Raw genomic sequence first — 15,680 nt, 5'->3', positions numbered from 1 at the left:
GCTCCGGTGGCAGCCGGGGCGCAGGCGGAACGTGGGACCAGGGGAGGAGCGGCGGACTGCCATGGGTGAGGTCTTCGCCGGCCGGTACGAGCTGGCCGACCCGATCGGACGCGGTGGCGTGGGCGCCGTCTGGCGCGCCTGGGACCACCGCCGGCGCCGCTATGTCGCCGCCAAGGTCCTCCAGCAACGCGACGCCCACTCCCTGCTGCGTTTCGTCCGGGAGCAGGCGCTGCGGATCGACCACCCGCACGTCCTGGCTCCGGCCAGTTGGCTGGCCGACGACGACCAGGTCCTGTTCACCATGGACCTGGTCGGCGGCGGCTCCCTCGTCCACCTCGTCAACGACTACGGCGCGCTGCCCGCCGGCTATGTGTGCGTCCTGCTCGACCAGTTGCTCTCCGGGCTCGCCGCCGTCCACGCGGAGGGGGTCGTGCACCGGGACGTCAAGCCCGCCAACCTCCTGCTGGAGGCGACCGGCACCGGCCGGCCCCGGCTACGGCTGTCCGACTTCGGCATCGCCATGCGGCTCGGCGAACCCCGGCTGACCGAGACCGACCTCGTGGTGGGCACGCCCGGGTACCTGGCCCCCGAGCAACTGCAAGGCGCCGAGCCCGACTTCGCCGCCGACCTGTTCGCCGTAGGCCTGGTCGCCCTGTACCTCCTCGAAGGGGCGAAGCCGGACGCCAAGGAGCTCGTGCGGTACTTCCTGGAACACGGCACGCCGGGAGCCCCCAAGAACATCCCGGAGCCGCTGTGGCAGGTCGTCGCCACGCTGCTGCAACCCGATCCGGCGGCCCGCTTCCGCACCGCCACGGGGGCACGCAAGGAGCTGGCCGCCGCCGTGCGACTGCTGCCGGAGCCCGGCCCCGACGACGAGTTGATCGAGATCTTCGACCAACTGGGCCCGCTGCCACCGGGATTCGGTCCCGACGGGCCGGAACGGAAGTCCCCGGGGGCAGACTTCACCGCCCTGGCAGCGGCCCCGGCCGACACGGACACGGGCTCCTCCCCCTCGGACACCGGCTCCACCCCCTCGGACACCGGCAGCTTCCGACTCCCGCCACCCCAGGCACCGTTCGACAGCACGCCGCCCCCTCCGCCCCCGCCCCCGTGGCAGCAGTCCGCCGCCAACGGTCCGACGGCCCCCACCGCCGCCTACACCGCCCGCGATCCCCGCGTGCCGGCTCCGGCGCCGAGCCACCGGGCCCGGCGGCGCCCGAACCGGCGCCGTCCCGGGCCCCCGGCCCGGGTCGCCGTCCCGGTCCTGCTGCTGGCGCTGGCCTGTTACGCCGTCGGCTTCTGGGCGCTGACCCGGGTCTGAGCCCGCCGTGCCACGACCGTCCAGCCGCCCAGCGTCAGCAGCAGCGCGGTGCCCATGCCGACCCCGCCGAAGCCGAGCAGTCGCATCGCCGTGCCGTCCTCGTCGCCGCCCCCGGTCAGGGCCGCCGTCCGGTCTCCGGCCGTGACCGTGAAGACGCCCGCCGGCACGGGCCGTCCCGCGTACTCCGGCCCCGCGTGCGCCCGGCCGTCCACCCGTACCCGCAGGGTCACCGGGAACGGTCCCCGTCCGAAGACGCCGGTCAGCTGCTCGCTGAGATGCAGGACCAGGTAGTACTCGCCGGCGAAGCGGACCGTGCCGACCCCGCTCGGCGCGGCGTAGCGGTTGGCGTACTCGACCGGCGGGACCAGGTCCAGGGTGACCGTCTTGCGGGTGCCGGTGTAGCCGAGCGCGGCGTCGTCCACCGGTCCGCGTACCGGGTTGTGGAGGGAGAGAGTGAGGGCGCCGCCGACGTAACCGTGGCCCGCGGCGGGACCCAGGTCGGCGGAGGCGTGCAGTTGGCGGCCCCAGTCGAGCGGCACCTTGTAGAACCGCGTCTCGCCGGGCGTGAGCGCGCTGCGCCAGACCCCCTGGCCGACTGCTGCGGCCGAGGCGAACCCGGTGCCGCCGGTACGGTCGCGGGCCTCGCCGGTGAGCGGTCGCGGGGTGGCCGAGTCCCAGCCGCCCGGCGCGCTCGTGGGCCCCGCGGCGACACGAGCCGGTTCGGTGGCCGGCGCGATCTCCAGACCCCAGGGCCGCGCGGAGCCCGCCGCGCCGGAACCGGAGCCCTCGGCGTCCAGGCGCTCCACGAACAGGTAGTACGTCCCCTTCCCCTGGCACAGCGCCCGGCCGGCCTCGCGCCGGCCCAGGGCCGTGACCGGGCGCGGGCTGAGCCCGGCGCCGAAACGGGCGGAGGCGTAGGAGCACGGCGTGCCGTCGGCGTCCCGGAGGGAGACGCGGATGCCGTCGGTGGCGGAGACGGCCGTGTCCGCGGGCGGTACGGCGGTGACGGGGACGTACGCCGTGTCCTCGGCGGCGAGGTGCAGCCGGTAGTAGAGCCTGCCGTTCCTCGGCAGCTCGCCGCGGTAGACGCGACCGGCGTCCAACCGCTGCGCCCCGCCGGGGTTAGTGGCCCCGGTGACCGTACGGGCGCCGGGCGCGAAGCCGTATCCGTCAGGCCCTGCGGCACCGGCCACGCCACCCGTCGCGAGGACCCCGCACAGGGCGAGCAGGACGGCACCCACCCGCAGGGGCACGTACCGCTGACCGCGCCACCCTGCCGTACGCCTTCGCACGCGCCACCCCGCCGTACGCCCTCGCACGCGCCACCCCCTGTCGCCCCGTACCCGTCGGCCGTCCGGGCCGTGGCCCATCCTGCCCCGAGCGCCCCCGCGTCATCCGGGCAACGCGTACGGCCGTCCGAATCGCTCCACGACGACCCGCCACCCGCGACCCGCTCGGTACGGCTACCTCGGTTCTCGCGAGCCCGCAACACGACAGGCCCGGCCCCACCCGTTGCTCCGGACAACGCGAAACCCCGGCCGCGAGGGGCGGCCGGGGTCTGTGCAGAAATGGGGTGTCGGGACTCAGGAACCCGTGGGCACGGAGTCGGTCGCCTCCGTCCACAGGTCCTGCTCGGCGCGATCCGCCTGAATCTGGCGGTACACGAGGAGCCCGCCGATGGCGGCCAGTGCGACCAGGAGCAGCTTCTTCACCGCGCGACCTCGTCTTTCCTTGACGTAGGGGACCTCTGGCGCCCGACTATACACACCGGCCGATATCGATCGGTGACCTGCCGGGGCGCCCAACTCCCGGCCCTGTCAACGCGTTGGGCCAGGTCGGACGCCGTTCCGATCGGAGGGTGATCACACCTCCACCCACCGTTACTTTGCTCCCTCTTCGCCCCCCTCTTGCGAGGTTTGGACGGCTTTCCGACCCCGGTGCGGCCATACGGGTGGTGTTCATCTGAACATCGCCGCGCCACGGGCGTCGGTCCACCACTTCGCGGTGCGCATACACATCATGAGCAAAGTACGCAAATCGCCCAACCCGAAAGTGAGGGGTCATGGCCAAGAACAAGGTCATGCAGCTGTGGACCGCCATCGTCACCGCCTTCCTCGCGCTGTGCACGGCGCTCGGACTCGTCACCGCGACCTCCGCGACGGCCGCGCCCGCCGCCCCGCGGACCGAGAGCCCGCGCACCGACGGTGACAAGGCCCACCGCCCGGCCCCGACGATCCCGACGGCGTTCCACTGGGCCTGGGCCCACAGCAGGGCACTGCCCCCCACGATGAAGCAGCGCATCCGGGCCGAGGCCCACGGAAAGTCCCCGAGCTGCCGGCACCGGCCCCTCGACGAGACGCAGACCGAGAACGGCAGGGAACACACCGACGGCGCCGAGGCCGCCGAGGTCCCGGCCCAACGCCGCAGTCCAGCAGCCCTCGACTGCTGAGCGGCTCGCTCAGCCGCTCACCAGCACCGCAGCCGTCTCGACACCAGGCGACTTGCGTACGCGTCAGTCGACACGGAAGAAGACCCCCGGCCGGGATCGGCCGGGGGTCTCGCGCGTTACCCGTACGCGCCGTACGAGGATGAGGCACGACACCACGAGGCGAAGCGTGAAGAGGGAAAGGTGGTGAGCGCTGCCGTGCACCGGCGCGTCACCGTAGTCACCGCGGTCCACGGCCCGTCCGCCCGGTTCCTGCCGGAGGCCCACGCCTCCCTGGACGCCCAGCGGCTGCCCCCGGGCTGGACCTGGGAGTGGCTGATCCAGCAGGACGGCGAGAGTGACGAGGTCCGCCCGTACGTCCCGGACGACCCGCGCGTGACCTTCCGTCAGGGCCGGCCCGGCGGCCCCGGTGTCGCCCGCACCATCGCACTGGCGCACGCCAGGGGCGCGTACGTGAAGGTTCTCGACGCCGACGACCGGCTCACCCCCGGCGCGCTGGCCCGCGACCTGGCCGCCCTGGAGGCCGACCCCGCCCTGGGCTGGGCCACCTCCCGCGCCCTCGACCTGCTGCCCGACGGCTCCACGGCCGGCTTCCCCGGCGACCCGCGGGAGGGCCCGCTGGAGCGCGGCGCCGTGCTCGACCACTGGAAGCGCCACGACTTCCGGGCGCCGGTGCACCCCGCGACCCTGTGCGTACGGCGGGACCTGCTGACCGCCCTCGGCGGCTGGATGGCGTTGCCGGCCTCCGAGGACACCGGGCTGCTGCTGGCGCTGAACGCGGTGAGCCGGGGCTGGTTCTCGGCGGACGTCGGCCTGCTGTACCGCAAGTGGGAGGGGCAGGTCACCGGCCAGGCGGCCCACACCGACCCCGCCGAACGCGAGGCCCGCACAGCCGTCGCCGAGGCGCGGGCCCGGGCACTGGCGGAGTTCGGCTGGACCTACCCGGCCGGCTCCTGACCGGCCTCACCCGGGTGTCCGGGTGCCGTCCCACCCGTTGTCCGGGTGCCGTCCCACCGGCACGAGCGCTCCGCCCCGTCAGCGCTCCGCCCCCGTCAGCGCCCTACTCCGCGAACACGATCGCCTGCGAAGGACACTTCTCCGCCGCCTCCGCCACCTCCGGATCCTCCCCGGCCCCTTCCTGTCCGGGCCGTACGACGCCGTAGCCGTCCTCGAAGGCGAACACCGCCGGCACCCGGTACGCGCACTCGGCGGAGCCGTAGCACAGGCTGCGGTCGACAGAGACCTTCATGCGTCCTCCAGCCGTCAGCGACCCCGCCATGACCGTCCGGCCGGGTCGACTCGGTGACCTCCAGGACGTCACTGCCCGCCGGGGCGGCCGCTGAACCGGCGGGAGGCGGAGGACGCGCCGCCGACGGGGCACGGACGCAGAGCCCCTGTCCGCCCGGCACCGGTCCCTCCCCTCGTGGGGACCGGTACCGAACGGCACAGGGGATGTTCGACCCGCACCCTGTCGGCGCGCCGGCACGGGTCGAAGTAGGGAGCCGGACGAGACGCTCGCCGGCTCGGGCGTGTACGTGATCACCGCTCTCCGCCCCGGCCGGATCCGCTCGCGTGGTCGCGGCAGAAGTTGACCGAGAACGTTCGCTGCCGTGGGCCGTCTCTCCGAGCACTGTGCCGGTGGCCTGTCCGGACGGTGCGTGACGAGTCCGCTACCCGGTTCGGATCCTGCCATCTGTCGCCCCCGGCGAGGAGGTTCCGGTCTCCGGACAGGGCGTTCTCCGCAGGTCAGCCGTATAAGGTGAGTTTTCCGGTCCGGACGTCCAGATGCGGGGGGAAGTAAAGGGGTGGGACCTTGAGTTCCGACTCAGGGGCACGCACAGCCTTCGCCGAGCGTCTCGCGCTGCTGTACCGGGAGGCCGGCAACCCGCCCCTCAAGAGCGTCGCCGAGGCGGTCGTCCGGCTCCAGCGGGTCGACGAGCGCGGCCGGCCGGTACGGGTGTCCGCGCAGCGGATCAGCGACTGGCGCCGGGCCCGGAACGTACCGGCCCAGTTCACCGCCCTCGCGGCGGTGCTGCACATCCTGATCCCGGAGGCGCGGCGGCTGCGGCCCACCCCGGTCTCCGGCGGACTGTACGACCTCGGTCACTGGCAACGGCTGTGGGAGCGCGCGCTGTCCGGACCGGTGGGCGACCGGCCGGACCCGCCCGAGCAGGAGGAGAAGGAGCCGCCGGACCAGGCCCCGCCCGTCACCGGGGGCGTGTGCCCGTACCGGGGACTCGCTCCGTACCGGCGGGAGGACGCGCGCTGGTTCTTCGGCCGGGAGCGCAGCACGAACGCCCTCGTCGACCAGTTGCGGGGCGCCGGGCGGACCGGCGGCCTGGTGATGCTGGTGGGCGCCTCCGGGGCCGGCAAATCCTCCCTCCTGAACGCGGGTCTGGTGCCCGCCCTGCGGGACGGCGCGCTCGCCGGCCCCGCGACCGGCATGACGGCGTTCACCGCCGACCCCTCCGACTCCCCCGCCGAGCAGCTCCCCGTCCTCCAACTGGTCCCCGGCGCCGATCCCCTGGGGGAACTGGTCCGCCGCATACCGGATCTCGCCCCCGTCGTCGCCGACGCGCGCCGGGCCGAGCGGGAGGCCACCGGGAACCCCGCGGCGCCCGGCTCGGACGCCCTCGGGCTCGCCCGGGCCGTGCGGGAGGCCGTCGCCGCGTGTGCCCGGCGTGACGGCGCCCCCGGCGAGCGGCCGGTCGTGATCGTGGACCAGTTCGAGGAGGCGTTCACCCTCTGCGCCGACGAGGCCGACCGCCGCACCTTCATACAGCTCCTGGCCGCCGCCTGCACCCCGCCCCCCGGCAGCACCGCCGGCGCCCCCGCACTGGTCGTCCTCGGCATCCGCGCCGACTTCTACGAGCAGTGCCTCGGCTACCGCGAACTGGCCGACGCCCTTCAGCACCGGCACATGGTCCTCGGCCCGCTGACCAGCGCCGAGCTGCGGGACGCGGTGACCGGCCCGGCCAAGGCGGTGGGCCTGGAGCTGGAACCGGGGCTCGCCGAGCTGATCGTGCGCGAGGTGAGCGCCGACGGCCCGCGCGGCGCGCACGACGCGGGCGTGCTGCCCCTGCTGTCGCACGCCCTGCTGGCCACCTGGCAGCGCCGCAAGGCCGGCCGGCTGACACTGGCCGGCTACCGCGCGGCGGGCGGCATCCAGGGCGCGGTGGCGGCGACCGCCGAACGCGCCTGGTCCGGCCTCGACCCGGCCGCCCGCACCGCCGCCCGGCTGCTCCTGCTGCGTCTGGTCCGCCTCGGCGAGGACACCCAGGCCACCCGGCGGCGCGGCACCCGGCGGCAGCTCGCGGACGAGTCCTCGGACCCGGACAAGACCGAGGAATCCCTGGAAGCGCTGGTACGGGCCCGGCTCGTCACGCTCGACGCGGACACCGTGGAGATCACCCACGAGGCGCTGCTGCACGCCTGGCCCCGGCTGCGGCACTGGATCGACGACAACCGCAACGACCATCTGCTGCGCCAGCGCCTGGAGGAGGACGGCCGGGCCTGGGAGGACTCCGACCGCGACACCTCGCTGCTGTACCGCGGCTCCCGGCTGGAACAGGCTCGCACCTGGGCCAGATCGGCCGGGGACACCTTCCTGACCCGCAGCGCGGTCGAGTTCCTGGCCGCCTCGGTACGGCTGCGCAAGCGCACGGTGTGGATCAGCCGGGCGGCGGTCGCGACGCTGGTCGTCCTGGCCCTGGTGGCCGGCGGTTCGGCGGTGATCGCCTGGCAGCAGCGGGACGACGCCGTGTTCGCGCAGGTCCTCGCCGAGGCGGACCGGGTGGAGCGCACCGACCCCTCGCTGGCCGCGCAGCTCGACCTGGTCGCGCACCGGCTGCGCCCGGGGGACGAGGGCACGTACAGCAGGCTGATCTCGATCGTCAACGCCCCGCTGGCCACCCCGCTGTCCGGACACACCGGCGCGGTCTACCTCACCACCTTCAGCCCGGACGGCAAGACCCTGGCCACGGCCAGCTACGACCGCACCGTCCGGCTGTGGAACGTGGCCGACCCCAGCCGCCCCAAGGCCCTCGGCAAGCCGCTGACCGGGCACACCAGCTGGGTGAGCAGCGCGGTGTTCAGCCCGGACGGGCACACGCTCGCCAGCGCGGGCGACGACGGCACGGTCCGGCTGTGGGACGTGACCGACCGGGCGCACCCGGTGCCACTCGGCAAGCCGCTGACCGGGCACACCGGCACCATCTACCTGGTCGCCTTCAGCCCGGACGGCCGCACCCTCGCCTCGGCCGGCGAGGACCACACCGTCCGGCTGTGGAACGTCGCCGACCCGCACCGGGCGAAGGCCCTCAAGGTACTGCGCGGCCACACCGCGGCGGTGCGTTCGGTGGCGTTCGCCCCGGACGGGCGGACACTGGCGGCGGGCGGTGACGACGGCACCATCCGGCTGTGGCACACGGCCGATCCCGACCGCCCCGAGCCGGTCCGCGCGGTGCTGCGGGGCCACACCGACCTCGTGCACTCGGTGGCGTTCAGCCCCGACGGCCGGACGCTGGCCAGCGGCAGCGCGGACGACACCGTCAGGATGTGGGACGTCGCCGACCCGGACCGGCCGGCCGCGCTCGGCGCGCCGCTGACCGGGCACACCGGTCCGGTGTGGTCGGTGGCGTTCAGCCCGGACGGCGGCAGGCTCGCCGCCGCGAGCGCGGACAGCACGGCGAGCCTGTGGAACGTGACCGACCCGGCGGCCCCGTCCCAGGTGGGGGAGCCTCTCGCGGGCAGCAGCGGGGAGATGTACGCGCTGGGGTTCAGCCCCGACGGCCGGACGCTGGCCACCGGCAGCGGCGACAGCAAGGTGCGGCTCTGGTCGGTCCCGACCTCGGACATGGTCGGCCGCAGCGGGGCCTTCCGGCCGGACGGGCGGGTGCTGGCCACGGCCGCGCGGGACGGCAGGCTGCGGCTGTGGAACGTGACGCGTCCCGGCCGGCCCGTGCCGCTGGGCAAGCCCTTCATGCGCGCGGACGGCGACCAGCGATCCCTGCTGTTCTCCCCCGACGGCCACACCCTCGCCGTCCTCACCGGGGTCCGGGCCGTGTACCTGTGGGACGTCTCCGACCCCGCGCACCCGGTCCCCGCAGGGCCACCGCTGACCCTGCGCACCCGGTTCATGGGCCCGGACGCACTGGCCTACAGCCCGGACGGACACACCCTGGCCACGGCCTACGACGACCGCACCATCCGGCTCTGGGACGTCTCCGACCCCGCGCGCCCGGCCCCGCTCGGCAAGCCGCTCACCGGCCACCGCGGCTACGTCAACACCCTCACGTTCAGCCCGGACGGCCGCACCCTGGCCAGCGGCAGCGCGGACAGCACCATCCGGTTGTGGAAGGTCACCGACCCGGCCCGTCCCACACCGCTCGGCGCACCGCTGGACCGCCACTCCGGTCCCGTCAACGCGCTCGCCTACAGCCCGGACGGGCACACCCTGGCCAGCGGCAGCGATGACGACACGGTCCAGCTGTGGAACGTCACCGACCCGGCCGCCGCGGCCACGCTCGGCAAGGCGCTCACCGGCCACACCGAGGCGGTGACCTCACTGACGTTCAGCGCGGACGGACACACCCTGGCCAGCGGGGGCAGCGACAACACCGTGCGCCTGTGGAACGTCACGGATCCCGGCGCGGCGACCGCGATCGGCCAGTCGATGAGCCCGAACGCCAAGACGGGCAACTTCCTGACGTTCAGCCCCAACAGCCATGTCCTGGGCGTCTCCAGCGGCGCCGACACCGTCCGGCTGTGGCGCCTTGACTCCGACGCGGCGATCCAGCACATCTGCCAGGTCACCCGGGGCGTCCTGACCCCCCAGAAGTGGCACGAGTACCTCCCCCGCCTCTCCTACGACCCCCCATGCACCCCCTGACCGGCCAACCTTCGTGATTACCGGCCGACTTGGCCCCACAACCCGCCCAACCTTGTTACCCTTGGCCATGGCCCGATCGCTGGTGCATCCCCCGTCGCCAGCGGTCGGGTCTTTTCTCATGCCGTGATCACGTTTCACGTGAAACAAAAGACCCCCGATCCATCCGGACCGGGGGTCTTCGTTCTGTGGGGCTAACAGGATTTGAACCTGTGGCCTCATCCTTATCAGGGATGCGCTCTAACCAACTGAGCTATAGCCCCGCCGCGCTCTGCGGTGTATGTCCCGCGCGCTGACTCCTGAAGATTAGCGCACGACCACGTCAGTCCCAAAATCGGTTGCCGGGGGCCGTCACTCGTCCTCGGCGAGGGTCAGTTCCACACCGCCGACGAAGCCCGCGGAGAGGTTGTAGATGAACGCGCCCAGGGTGGCGAGCGCGGTCGCGAGGACGACGTCGATGACCGCGATGATCGTCGCGAACATCAGGACGTGGGGGAGCGAGAGGAAGGACTGGAGGTCGAAGCCGTTGGCCTCGTTGGAGCCGGTCGCCTCCGAGATCGTGCCGCCCACGGTGGAGAAAACGCCCATCGCGTCCAGCACCATCCACAGCACCGCCGAGGCGACGATCGTGCAGACGCCGAGCGCGATGGAGAGCAGGAAGCTGACCTTCATCACCGACCACGGGTCGGCCTTCGACACCCGCAGCCGCGCCTTGCGGGTGCGCGGAGCGGTCCGCGCCCCGGCGCCGGTCCGGGGCCGCCGTACCGCGCCCGTCTGGGCCTGCGCCGGGTAGGCCTGCGGCGGGTGGTACGGGCCGGCCGGCTGCTCCGGACGGCGCTCACCGGGCAGCGGGGAGCCGGGCCGCGTCCCGTCCGTCTGGCCTCGCGTGTCCCTCACGGTTCCCCCCTGGGAGTCCTCCGCCGCGGAAGCCTTGACCGGCTTCAGATTCGTCGTCTGCGGGTCGTGCGGATCCCCCGCATGCGCGGCGGAGCCACGGCCGCCGCCGTCCGTCTCCGTACCCGTGGAGGTACCGGCCGATCCGGCGCCCGTGGCTCCGCTCACGATGACTCTCTCCTCGTGCTACTCGGCCGAGGGCGCCTCACCCTCGTCCGTGCCGGCGGTCTCGGCACCCTCGGCGGCCCCGTCCACGGCCACGTCGCCGTCGACTTCCTCCGCCTCGCGTCCGGCCTCGGCGTTACGTGCGATACCGACCACGGCATCGCGCTTGCCCAGGTTGATCAGTTGGACGCCCATGGTGTCACGGCCCGTCTCCCTGACCCCGTTGACTCGCGTACGAATCACACCGCCGGACAGGGTGATGGCGAGGATCTCGTCGGTCTCCTCGACAACCAGCGCGCCGACGAGCGAGCCACGGTCCTCCACGATCTTGGCGGCCTTGATACCGAGGCCGCCGCGACCCTGGACGCGGTACTCGTCGACAGCGGTCCGCTTCGCGTACCCGCCGTCCGTCGCAGTGAAGACGAACGTACCGGGTCGGACGACATTCATCGAGAGAAGCTCGTCGCTCTCACGGAAACTCATCCCCTTGACGCCCGAGGTGGCACGCCCCATCGGACGCAGGGTGTCGTCCGACGCGGTGAACCGGATCGACTGCGCCTTCCTGCTGATCAGCAGCAGGTCGTCGTCGGCCGAGACGAGTTCGGCACCGATCAGTTCGTCGTCGGTCCCGTCCTCCCGCTCGCGCAGGTTGATCGCGATGACGCCGCCGGAGCGGGGCGAATCGTAATCCTTCAGTGGCGTCTTCTTGACCAGACCCGACTTGGTCGCCAGCACCAGGTACGGCGCCGCCTCGTAGTCACGGATCGCGAGGATCTCCGCGATCGCCTCGTCCGGCTGGAAGGCCAGCAGGTTCGCCACGTGCTGGCCGCGCGCCTCCCGGCCCGCCTCGGGCAGCTCGTACGCCTTGGCCCGGTACACCCGGCCCTTGTTCGTGAAGAACAGCAGCCAGTGGTGCGTGGTGGAGACGAAGAAGTGGTCGACGATGTCGTCTTCCTTCAGCTTCGTGCCGCGCACGCCCTTGCCGCCGCGCTTCTGCGCCCGGTAGTCGTCCGTCTTCGTCCGCTTGACGTAACCGCCGCGCGAGACGGTGACGACGATGTCCTCCTCGGCGATCAGGTCCTCGATGGACATGTCGCCCTCGTACGGGATCAGCTTGGTCTGGCGGTCGTCGCCGTACTTCTCGACGATCGCTGCCAGTTCCTCGCTGACGATCCCGCGCTGCCGGACCGGCGAGGCGAGGATCTGGTTGTACTCGTTGATCTTCGCCTGGAGTTCGTCGTGCTCCTGGACGATCTTCTGGCGCTCCAGGGCGGCCAGCCGGCGCAGCTGCATCTCCAGGATGGCGTTGGCCTGGATCTCGTCGATCTCCAGCAGCTCCATCAGGCCGCCGCGGGCGACGTCGACGGTCTCACTGCGCCGGATCAGCGCGATGACCTCGTCGATGGCGTCCAGGGCCTTGAGCAGACCGCGCAGGATGTGCGCGCGCTCCTCGGCCTTGCGCAGCCGGAACCGGGTCCGGCGGACGATGACCTCGATCTGGTGCGTCACCCAGTGCCGGATGAACGCGTCCAGCGACAGGGTGCGCGGCACGCCGTCGACCAGCGCCAGCATGTTGGCGCCGAAGTTGGTCTGGAGGTCGGTGTGCTTGTACAGGTTGTTCAGCACGACCTTGGCGACCGCGTCCCGCTTGAGGACGATCACCAGGCGCTGGCCGGTACGCGAGGACGTCTCGTCGCGGACGTCCGCGATGCCGCCGATCTTGCCGTCCTTCACCAGGTCGGCGATCTTCTGCGCCAGGTTGTCCGGGTTCACCTGGTACGGCAGCTCGGTCACCACCAGGCACTGCCGGCCCTGGATCTCCTCGACCTCGACCACCGCGCGCATCGTGATGGAGCCGCGCCCGGTGCGGTACGCCTCCTCGATGCCCTTGCGGCCGACCACCAGGGCGCCGGTCGGGAAGTCCGGGCCCTTGATGCGCTCCAGGAGAGCGTCCAGCAGCTCCTCGTGGGACGCCTCGGGGTTCTCCAGGTACCACTGGGCGCCGGAGGCGACCTCGCGCAGGTTGTGCGGCGGGATGTTGGTCGCCATGCCGACCGCGATACCGGCGGAGCCGTTGATCAGCAGGTTCGGGAAGCGGGCCGGCAGGACGGTCGGCTCCTGGGAGCGGCCGTCGTAGTTGTCCGTGAAGTCGACGGTCTCCTCGTCGATGTCCCGGACCATCTCCATCGACAGCGGCGCGAGCTTGCACTCGGTGTACCGCATGGCCGCCGCCGGGTCGTTGCCGGGGGAGCCGAAGTTGCCGTTGGAGTCCACCAGCGGCATCCGCATCGACCACGGCTGGGCGAGGCGCACCAGGGCGTCGTAGATGGAGGAGTCGCCGTGCGGGTGGTAGTTGCCCATGACGTCGCCGACGACGCGGGCGCACTTGTAGAAACCGCGCTCGGGGCGGTAGCCGCCGTCGTACATCGCGTACAGCACGCGCCGGTGGACGGGCTTGAGGCCGTCCCGGACGTCGGGCAGCGCACGCGAGACGATGACGGACATCGCGTAGTCGAGGTACGAGCGCTGCATCTCCGTCTCGAGCCCGACGGGCTCGACACGCATCACGAGTTCGCCGCCCTCTTCAGGGGTGACAGGGGTGTTCTCGTCGGCCATTGCTGGTGAAGATCCTTCCTGGTGCGGTCAGCTGAGACCGACTCAGATGTCGAGGAACCGGACGTCCTTGGCGTTGCGCTGGATGAACTGGCGCCGGGCCTCGACGTCCTCGCCCATCAGGACCGAGAACAGGTCGTCGGCCTGCGCGGCGTCGTCCAGGGTGACCTGGCCGAGCACCCGGTGCTCCTGGTCCATCGTGGTCACGCGCAGCTCCTCGGCGTTCATCTCGCCGAGGCCCTTGAAGCGCTGGATCGAATCCTCGCGCACGCGCTTGCCGCGCTGGCGGCCCATCTCGATCAGGGCGTCGCGCTCGCGGTCCGAGTAGGCGTACTCCACGTCGTCCCGGCCCCACTTGATCTTGTACAGCGGGGGACGGGACAGGTAGACGTGCCCCGCCTCGACCAGCGGCCGCATGAAGCGGAACAGGAAGGTCAGCAGCAGGGTGCTGATGTGCTGGCCGTCGACGTCGGCGTCCGCCATAAGGATGATCTTGTGATAGCGGAGCTTCTCGATGTCGAAGTCCTCGTGCACGCCCGTGCCGAACGCGGAGATCAGCGCCTGGATCTCCTGGTTCTGCAGGATCTTGTCGATCCGGGCCTTCTCGACGTTGAGGATCTTGCCGCGGATCGGGAGGATCGCCTGGTACTGCGGGTTGCGGCCGGACTTGGCCGAGCCGCCGGCGGAGTCACCCTCGACGATGAAGATCTCGCACTTGGTGGGGTCGTTGGACTGGCAGTCCGACAGCTTGCCCGGCAGGGACGCGCTCTCCAGCAGGCCCTTGCGGCGGGTCAGGTCGCGCGCCTTGCGGGCCGCCACGCGCGCGGTGGCCGCCTGGATGCCCTTGCGGATGATGTCCGCGGCCTCCACCGGGTTGCGGTCCAGCCAGTCGTTGAGGTGTTCGTAGACCGCCTTCTGCACGAAGGTCTTGGCCTCCGTGTTGCCCAGCTTGGTCTTGGTCTGGCCCTCGAACTGCGGCTCGCTCAGCTTGACCGAGATGATCGCGGTCAGACCCTCGCGGATGTCGTCACCGGTGAGGTTGTCGTCCTTCTCGCGCAGCAGCTTCTTGTCGCGCGCGTACTTGTTGATCAGCGAGGTCAGCGCGGCGCGGAAGCCCTCCTCGTGGGTACCGCCCTCATGCGTGTGGATGATGTTGGCGAAGGAGTACACACCCTCGCTGTAGCCGCTGTTCCACTGCATCGCGACCTCAAGGGACAGGCTCTTGTCCTTGTCCTCGGCCTCCAGGTCGATGACGGTGGGGTGCACCGCCTCGCCCTTGCGGGAGTTGAGGTACTTCACGAAGTCGACGATGCCGCCCTCGTAGTGGTACGTGACGGACTTGACCTCGTCCTTCTCGTCCGCGCCCGCCTCGTCCGCCCCGGCGGTGGCCTTCGCCGACTCGCGCTCGTCGGTCAGCTTGATGGTCAGGCCCTTGTTGAGGAACGCCATCTCCTGGAAGCGCCGCGACAGCGTCTCGAAGGAGTACTCGGTGGTCTCGAAGATCTCCGGGTCGGCCCAGAAGGTGACCGACGTGCCGGTCTCCTCGATCGCCTCGTGCTGGGACAGCGGTGCCGTCGGGACGCCCATCTTGTAGTCCTGGGTCCAGCGGAACCCGTCGGTGCGCACCTCGACGGACACCTTGGACGACAGGGCGTTCACCACGGAGACACCGACACCGTGCAGACCGCCGGACACGGCGTAGCCGCCGCCGCCGAACTTGCCGCCCGCGTGCAGCACGGTGAGCACGACCTCCAGGGCCGGCTTGCCCTCGGAGGGCACGATGCCGACCGGGATGCCGCGGCCGTTGTCGACGACACGGACACCGCCGTCGGCGAGAATCGTCACGTCGATGGTGTCCGCGTAACCCGCCAGCGCCTCGTCGACCGAGTTGTCGACGACCTCGTACACCAGGTGGTGCAGACCGCGCTCGCCCGTGGAGCCGATGTACATGCCGGGCCGCTTGCGGACCGCGTCCAGCCCTTCGAGCACGGTGATGGCGCTGGCGTCGTAGGAGGCGGAGGGTACGGCCTCGCCGCTCACGCCGGCGTCGGTGGACGGGTTGTTCTCGTTGGGGTTGCCGGAATCGGCCACGAAGCGCCCTTTCTGGCACAGCACGAGCCGGGCTCGCCGGCAGGTTGCCGGAGCGGCTGCGGCATGTTGCGTTGGTAAGCCTTGATCAGCGTTGCTCAGCTTTTCCCGGGCGGTCCCCACGTTGGGGCGGGATTGGCTTCCAGTCTACCGGTAGCGCCGACATCGATGGGGGTTTGCCGGTACCTGTATCCCACTGTGCCGCCCTGAACCGGTCTCCGCCGGGTCCCGATATGCGGATGGGGGCTCCAAGAGCTTCACAGCGG

At 71.9% G+C, this 15,680-nt stretch carries 10 protein-coding genes and 1 tRNA gene; 4 read left to right on the top strand and 7 right to left on the bottom strand.

The window, feature by feature from the left end; translation table 11 throughout:
• Positions 1-61: 61 nt before the first annotated feature.
• A complete protein-coding gene (locus NX794_RS10960; RefSeq protein WP_258778150.1) occupies positions 62-1,321 on the top strand; it encodes a serine/threonine-protein kinase in 1,260 nt (419 codons plus the stop codon).
• Here NX794_RS10960 and NX794_RS10955 read toward each other — a convergent pair.
• Together NX794_RS10955 and NX794_RS10950 are read right to left on the bottom strand one after the other, a co-directional pair.
• Complete coding sequence (locus tag NX794_RS10955; RefSeq protein ID WP_428985889.1) at positions 1,285-2,613, bottom strand: hypothetical protein; 1,329 nt, start codon at positions 2,611-2,613, stop codon at positions 1,285-1,287. The two genes, NX794_RS10960 and NX794_RS10955, sit on opposite strands and share 37 nt — an antisense overlap.
• Before the next feature lie 291 nt (positions 2,614-2,904).
• Entirely contained in the window at positions 2,905-3,033 is a 129-nt protein-coding gene (locus NX794_RS10950) for a DLW-39 family protein (RefSeq protein ID WP_003999697.1), read from the bottom strand.
• A 350-nt stretch (positions 3,034-3,383) separates the two neighbouring features.
• On the opposite strand from NX794_RS10950, the gene NX794_RS10945 reads away from it, so the two are divergent.
• Both NX794_RS10945 and NX794_RS10940 read left to right on the top strand, forming a co-directional pair.
• Entirely contained in the window at positions 3,384-3,770 is a 387-nt protein-coding gene (locus NX794_RS10945; protein WP_258778149.1) for a DUF6344 domain-containing protein, read from the top strand.
• A gap of 183 nt (positions 3,771-3,953) precedes the next feature.
• Positions 3,954-4,724, top strand: a complete 771-nt coding sequence (locus NX794_RS10940; protein WP_428985888.1) for a glycosyltransferase family 2 protein — start codon at positions 3,954-3,956, stop codon at positions 4,722-4,724.
• 103 nt (positions 4,725-4,827) lie between these two features.
• Here NX794_RS10940 and NX794_RS10935 read toward each other — a convergent pair whose 3' ends face one another.
• The gene (locus NX794_RS10935) at positions 4,828-5,016 is read right to left on the bottom strand and encodes a ferredoxin (protein WP_258778148.1); all 189 of its coding nucleotides are present in this window, start codon (positions 5,014-5,016) and stop codon (positions 4,828-4,830) included.
• A 564-nt stretch (positions 5,017-5,580) separates the two neighbouring features.
• Between NX794_RS10935 and NX794_RS10930 the strand changes: the two genes are divergently transcribed.
• A complete protein-coding gene (locus tag NX794_RS10930) occupies positions 5,581-9,657 on the top strand; it encodes an nSTAND1 domain-containing NTPase (protein ID WP_258778147.1) in 4,077 nt (1,358 codons plus the stop codon).
• A gap of 186 nt (positions 9,658-9,843) precedes the next feature.
• On the opposite strand, the gene NX794_RS10925 is transcribed toward NX794_RS10930, so the two are convergent.
• The 4 genes from NX794_RS10925 to gyrB all read right to left on the bottom strand — a co-directional run bounded on the left by NX794_RS10925 (position 9,844) and on the right by gyrB (position 15,441).
• Positions 9,844-9,917 (bottom strand) — tRNA-Ile (locus tag NX794_RS10925).
• Between the two features lie 88 nt (positions 9,918-10,005).
• On the bottom strand, positions 10,006-10,716 hold the full coding sequence (locus NX794_RS10920) for a DUF3566 domain-containing protein (RefSeq protein WP_258778146.1): 711 nt from the start codon (positions 10,714-10,716) through the stop codon (positions 10,006-10,008).
• A gap of 18 nt (positions 10,717-10,734) precedes the next feature.
• Positions 10,735-13,329: a DNA gyrase subunit A gene (gene gyrA / locus NX794_RS10915; RefSeq protein WP_258778145.1), complete on the bottom strand. Its 2,595-nt coding sequence runs from the start codon at positions 13,327-13,329 to the stop codon at positions 10,735-10,737.
• Positions 13,330-13,371: 42 nt separating this feature from the next.
• Positions 13,372-15,441, bottom strand: coding sequence for a DNA topoisomerase (ATP-hydrolyzing) subunit B (gene gyrB, locus NX794_RS10910; RefSeq protein ID WP_309505978.1), 2,070 nt, complete (start codon positions 15,439-15,441; stop codon positions 13,372-13,374).
• Positions 15,442-15,680: the final 239 nt, after the last annotated feature.

The sequence above is a fragment of the Streptomyces pyxinicus genome, from assembly GCF_024753135.1.
In the GTDB taxonomy this organism is placed as follows: domain Bacteria; phylum Actinomycetota; class Actinomycetes; order Streptomycetales; family Streptomycetaceae; genus Streptomyces; species Streptomyces pyxinicus.
The sequence above is the reverse complement of the archived record's forward strand: the minus strand, read 5'-3'. Positions and strand labels throughout refer to the sequence as shown.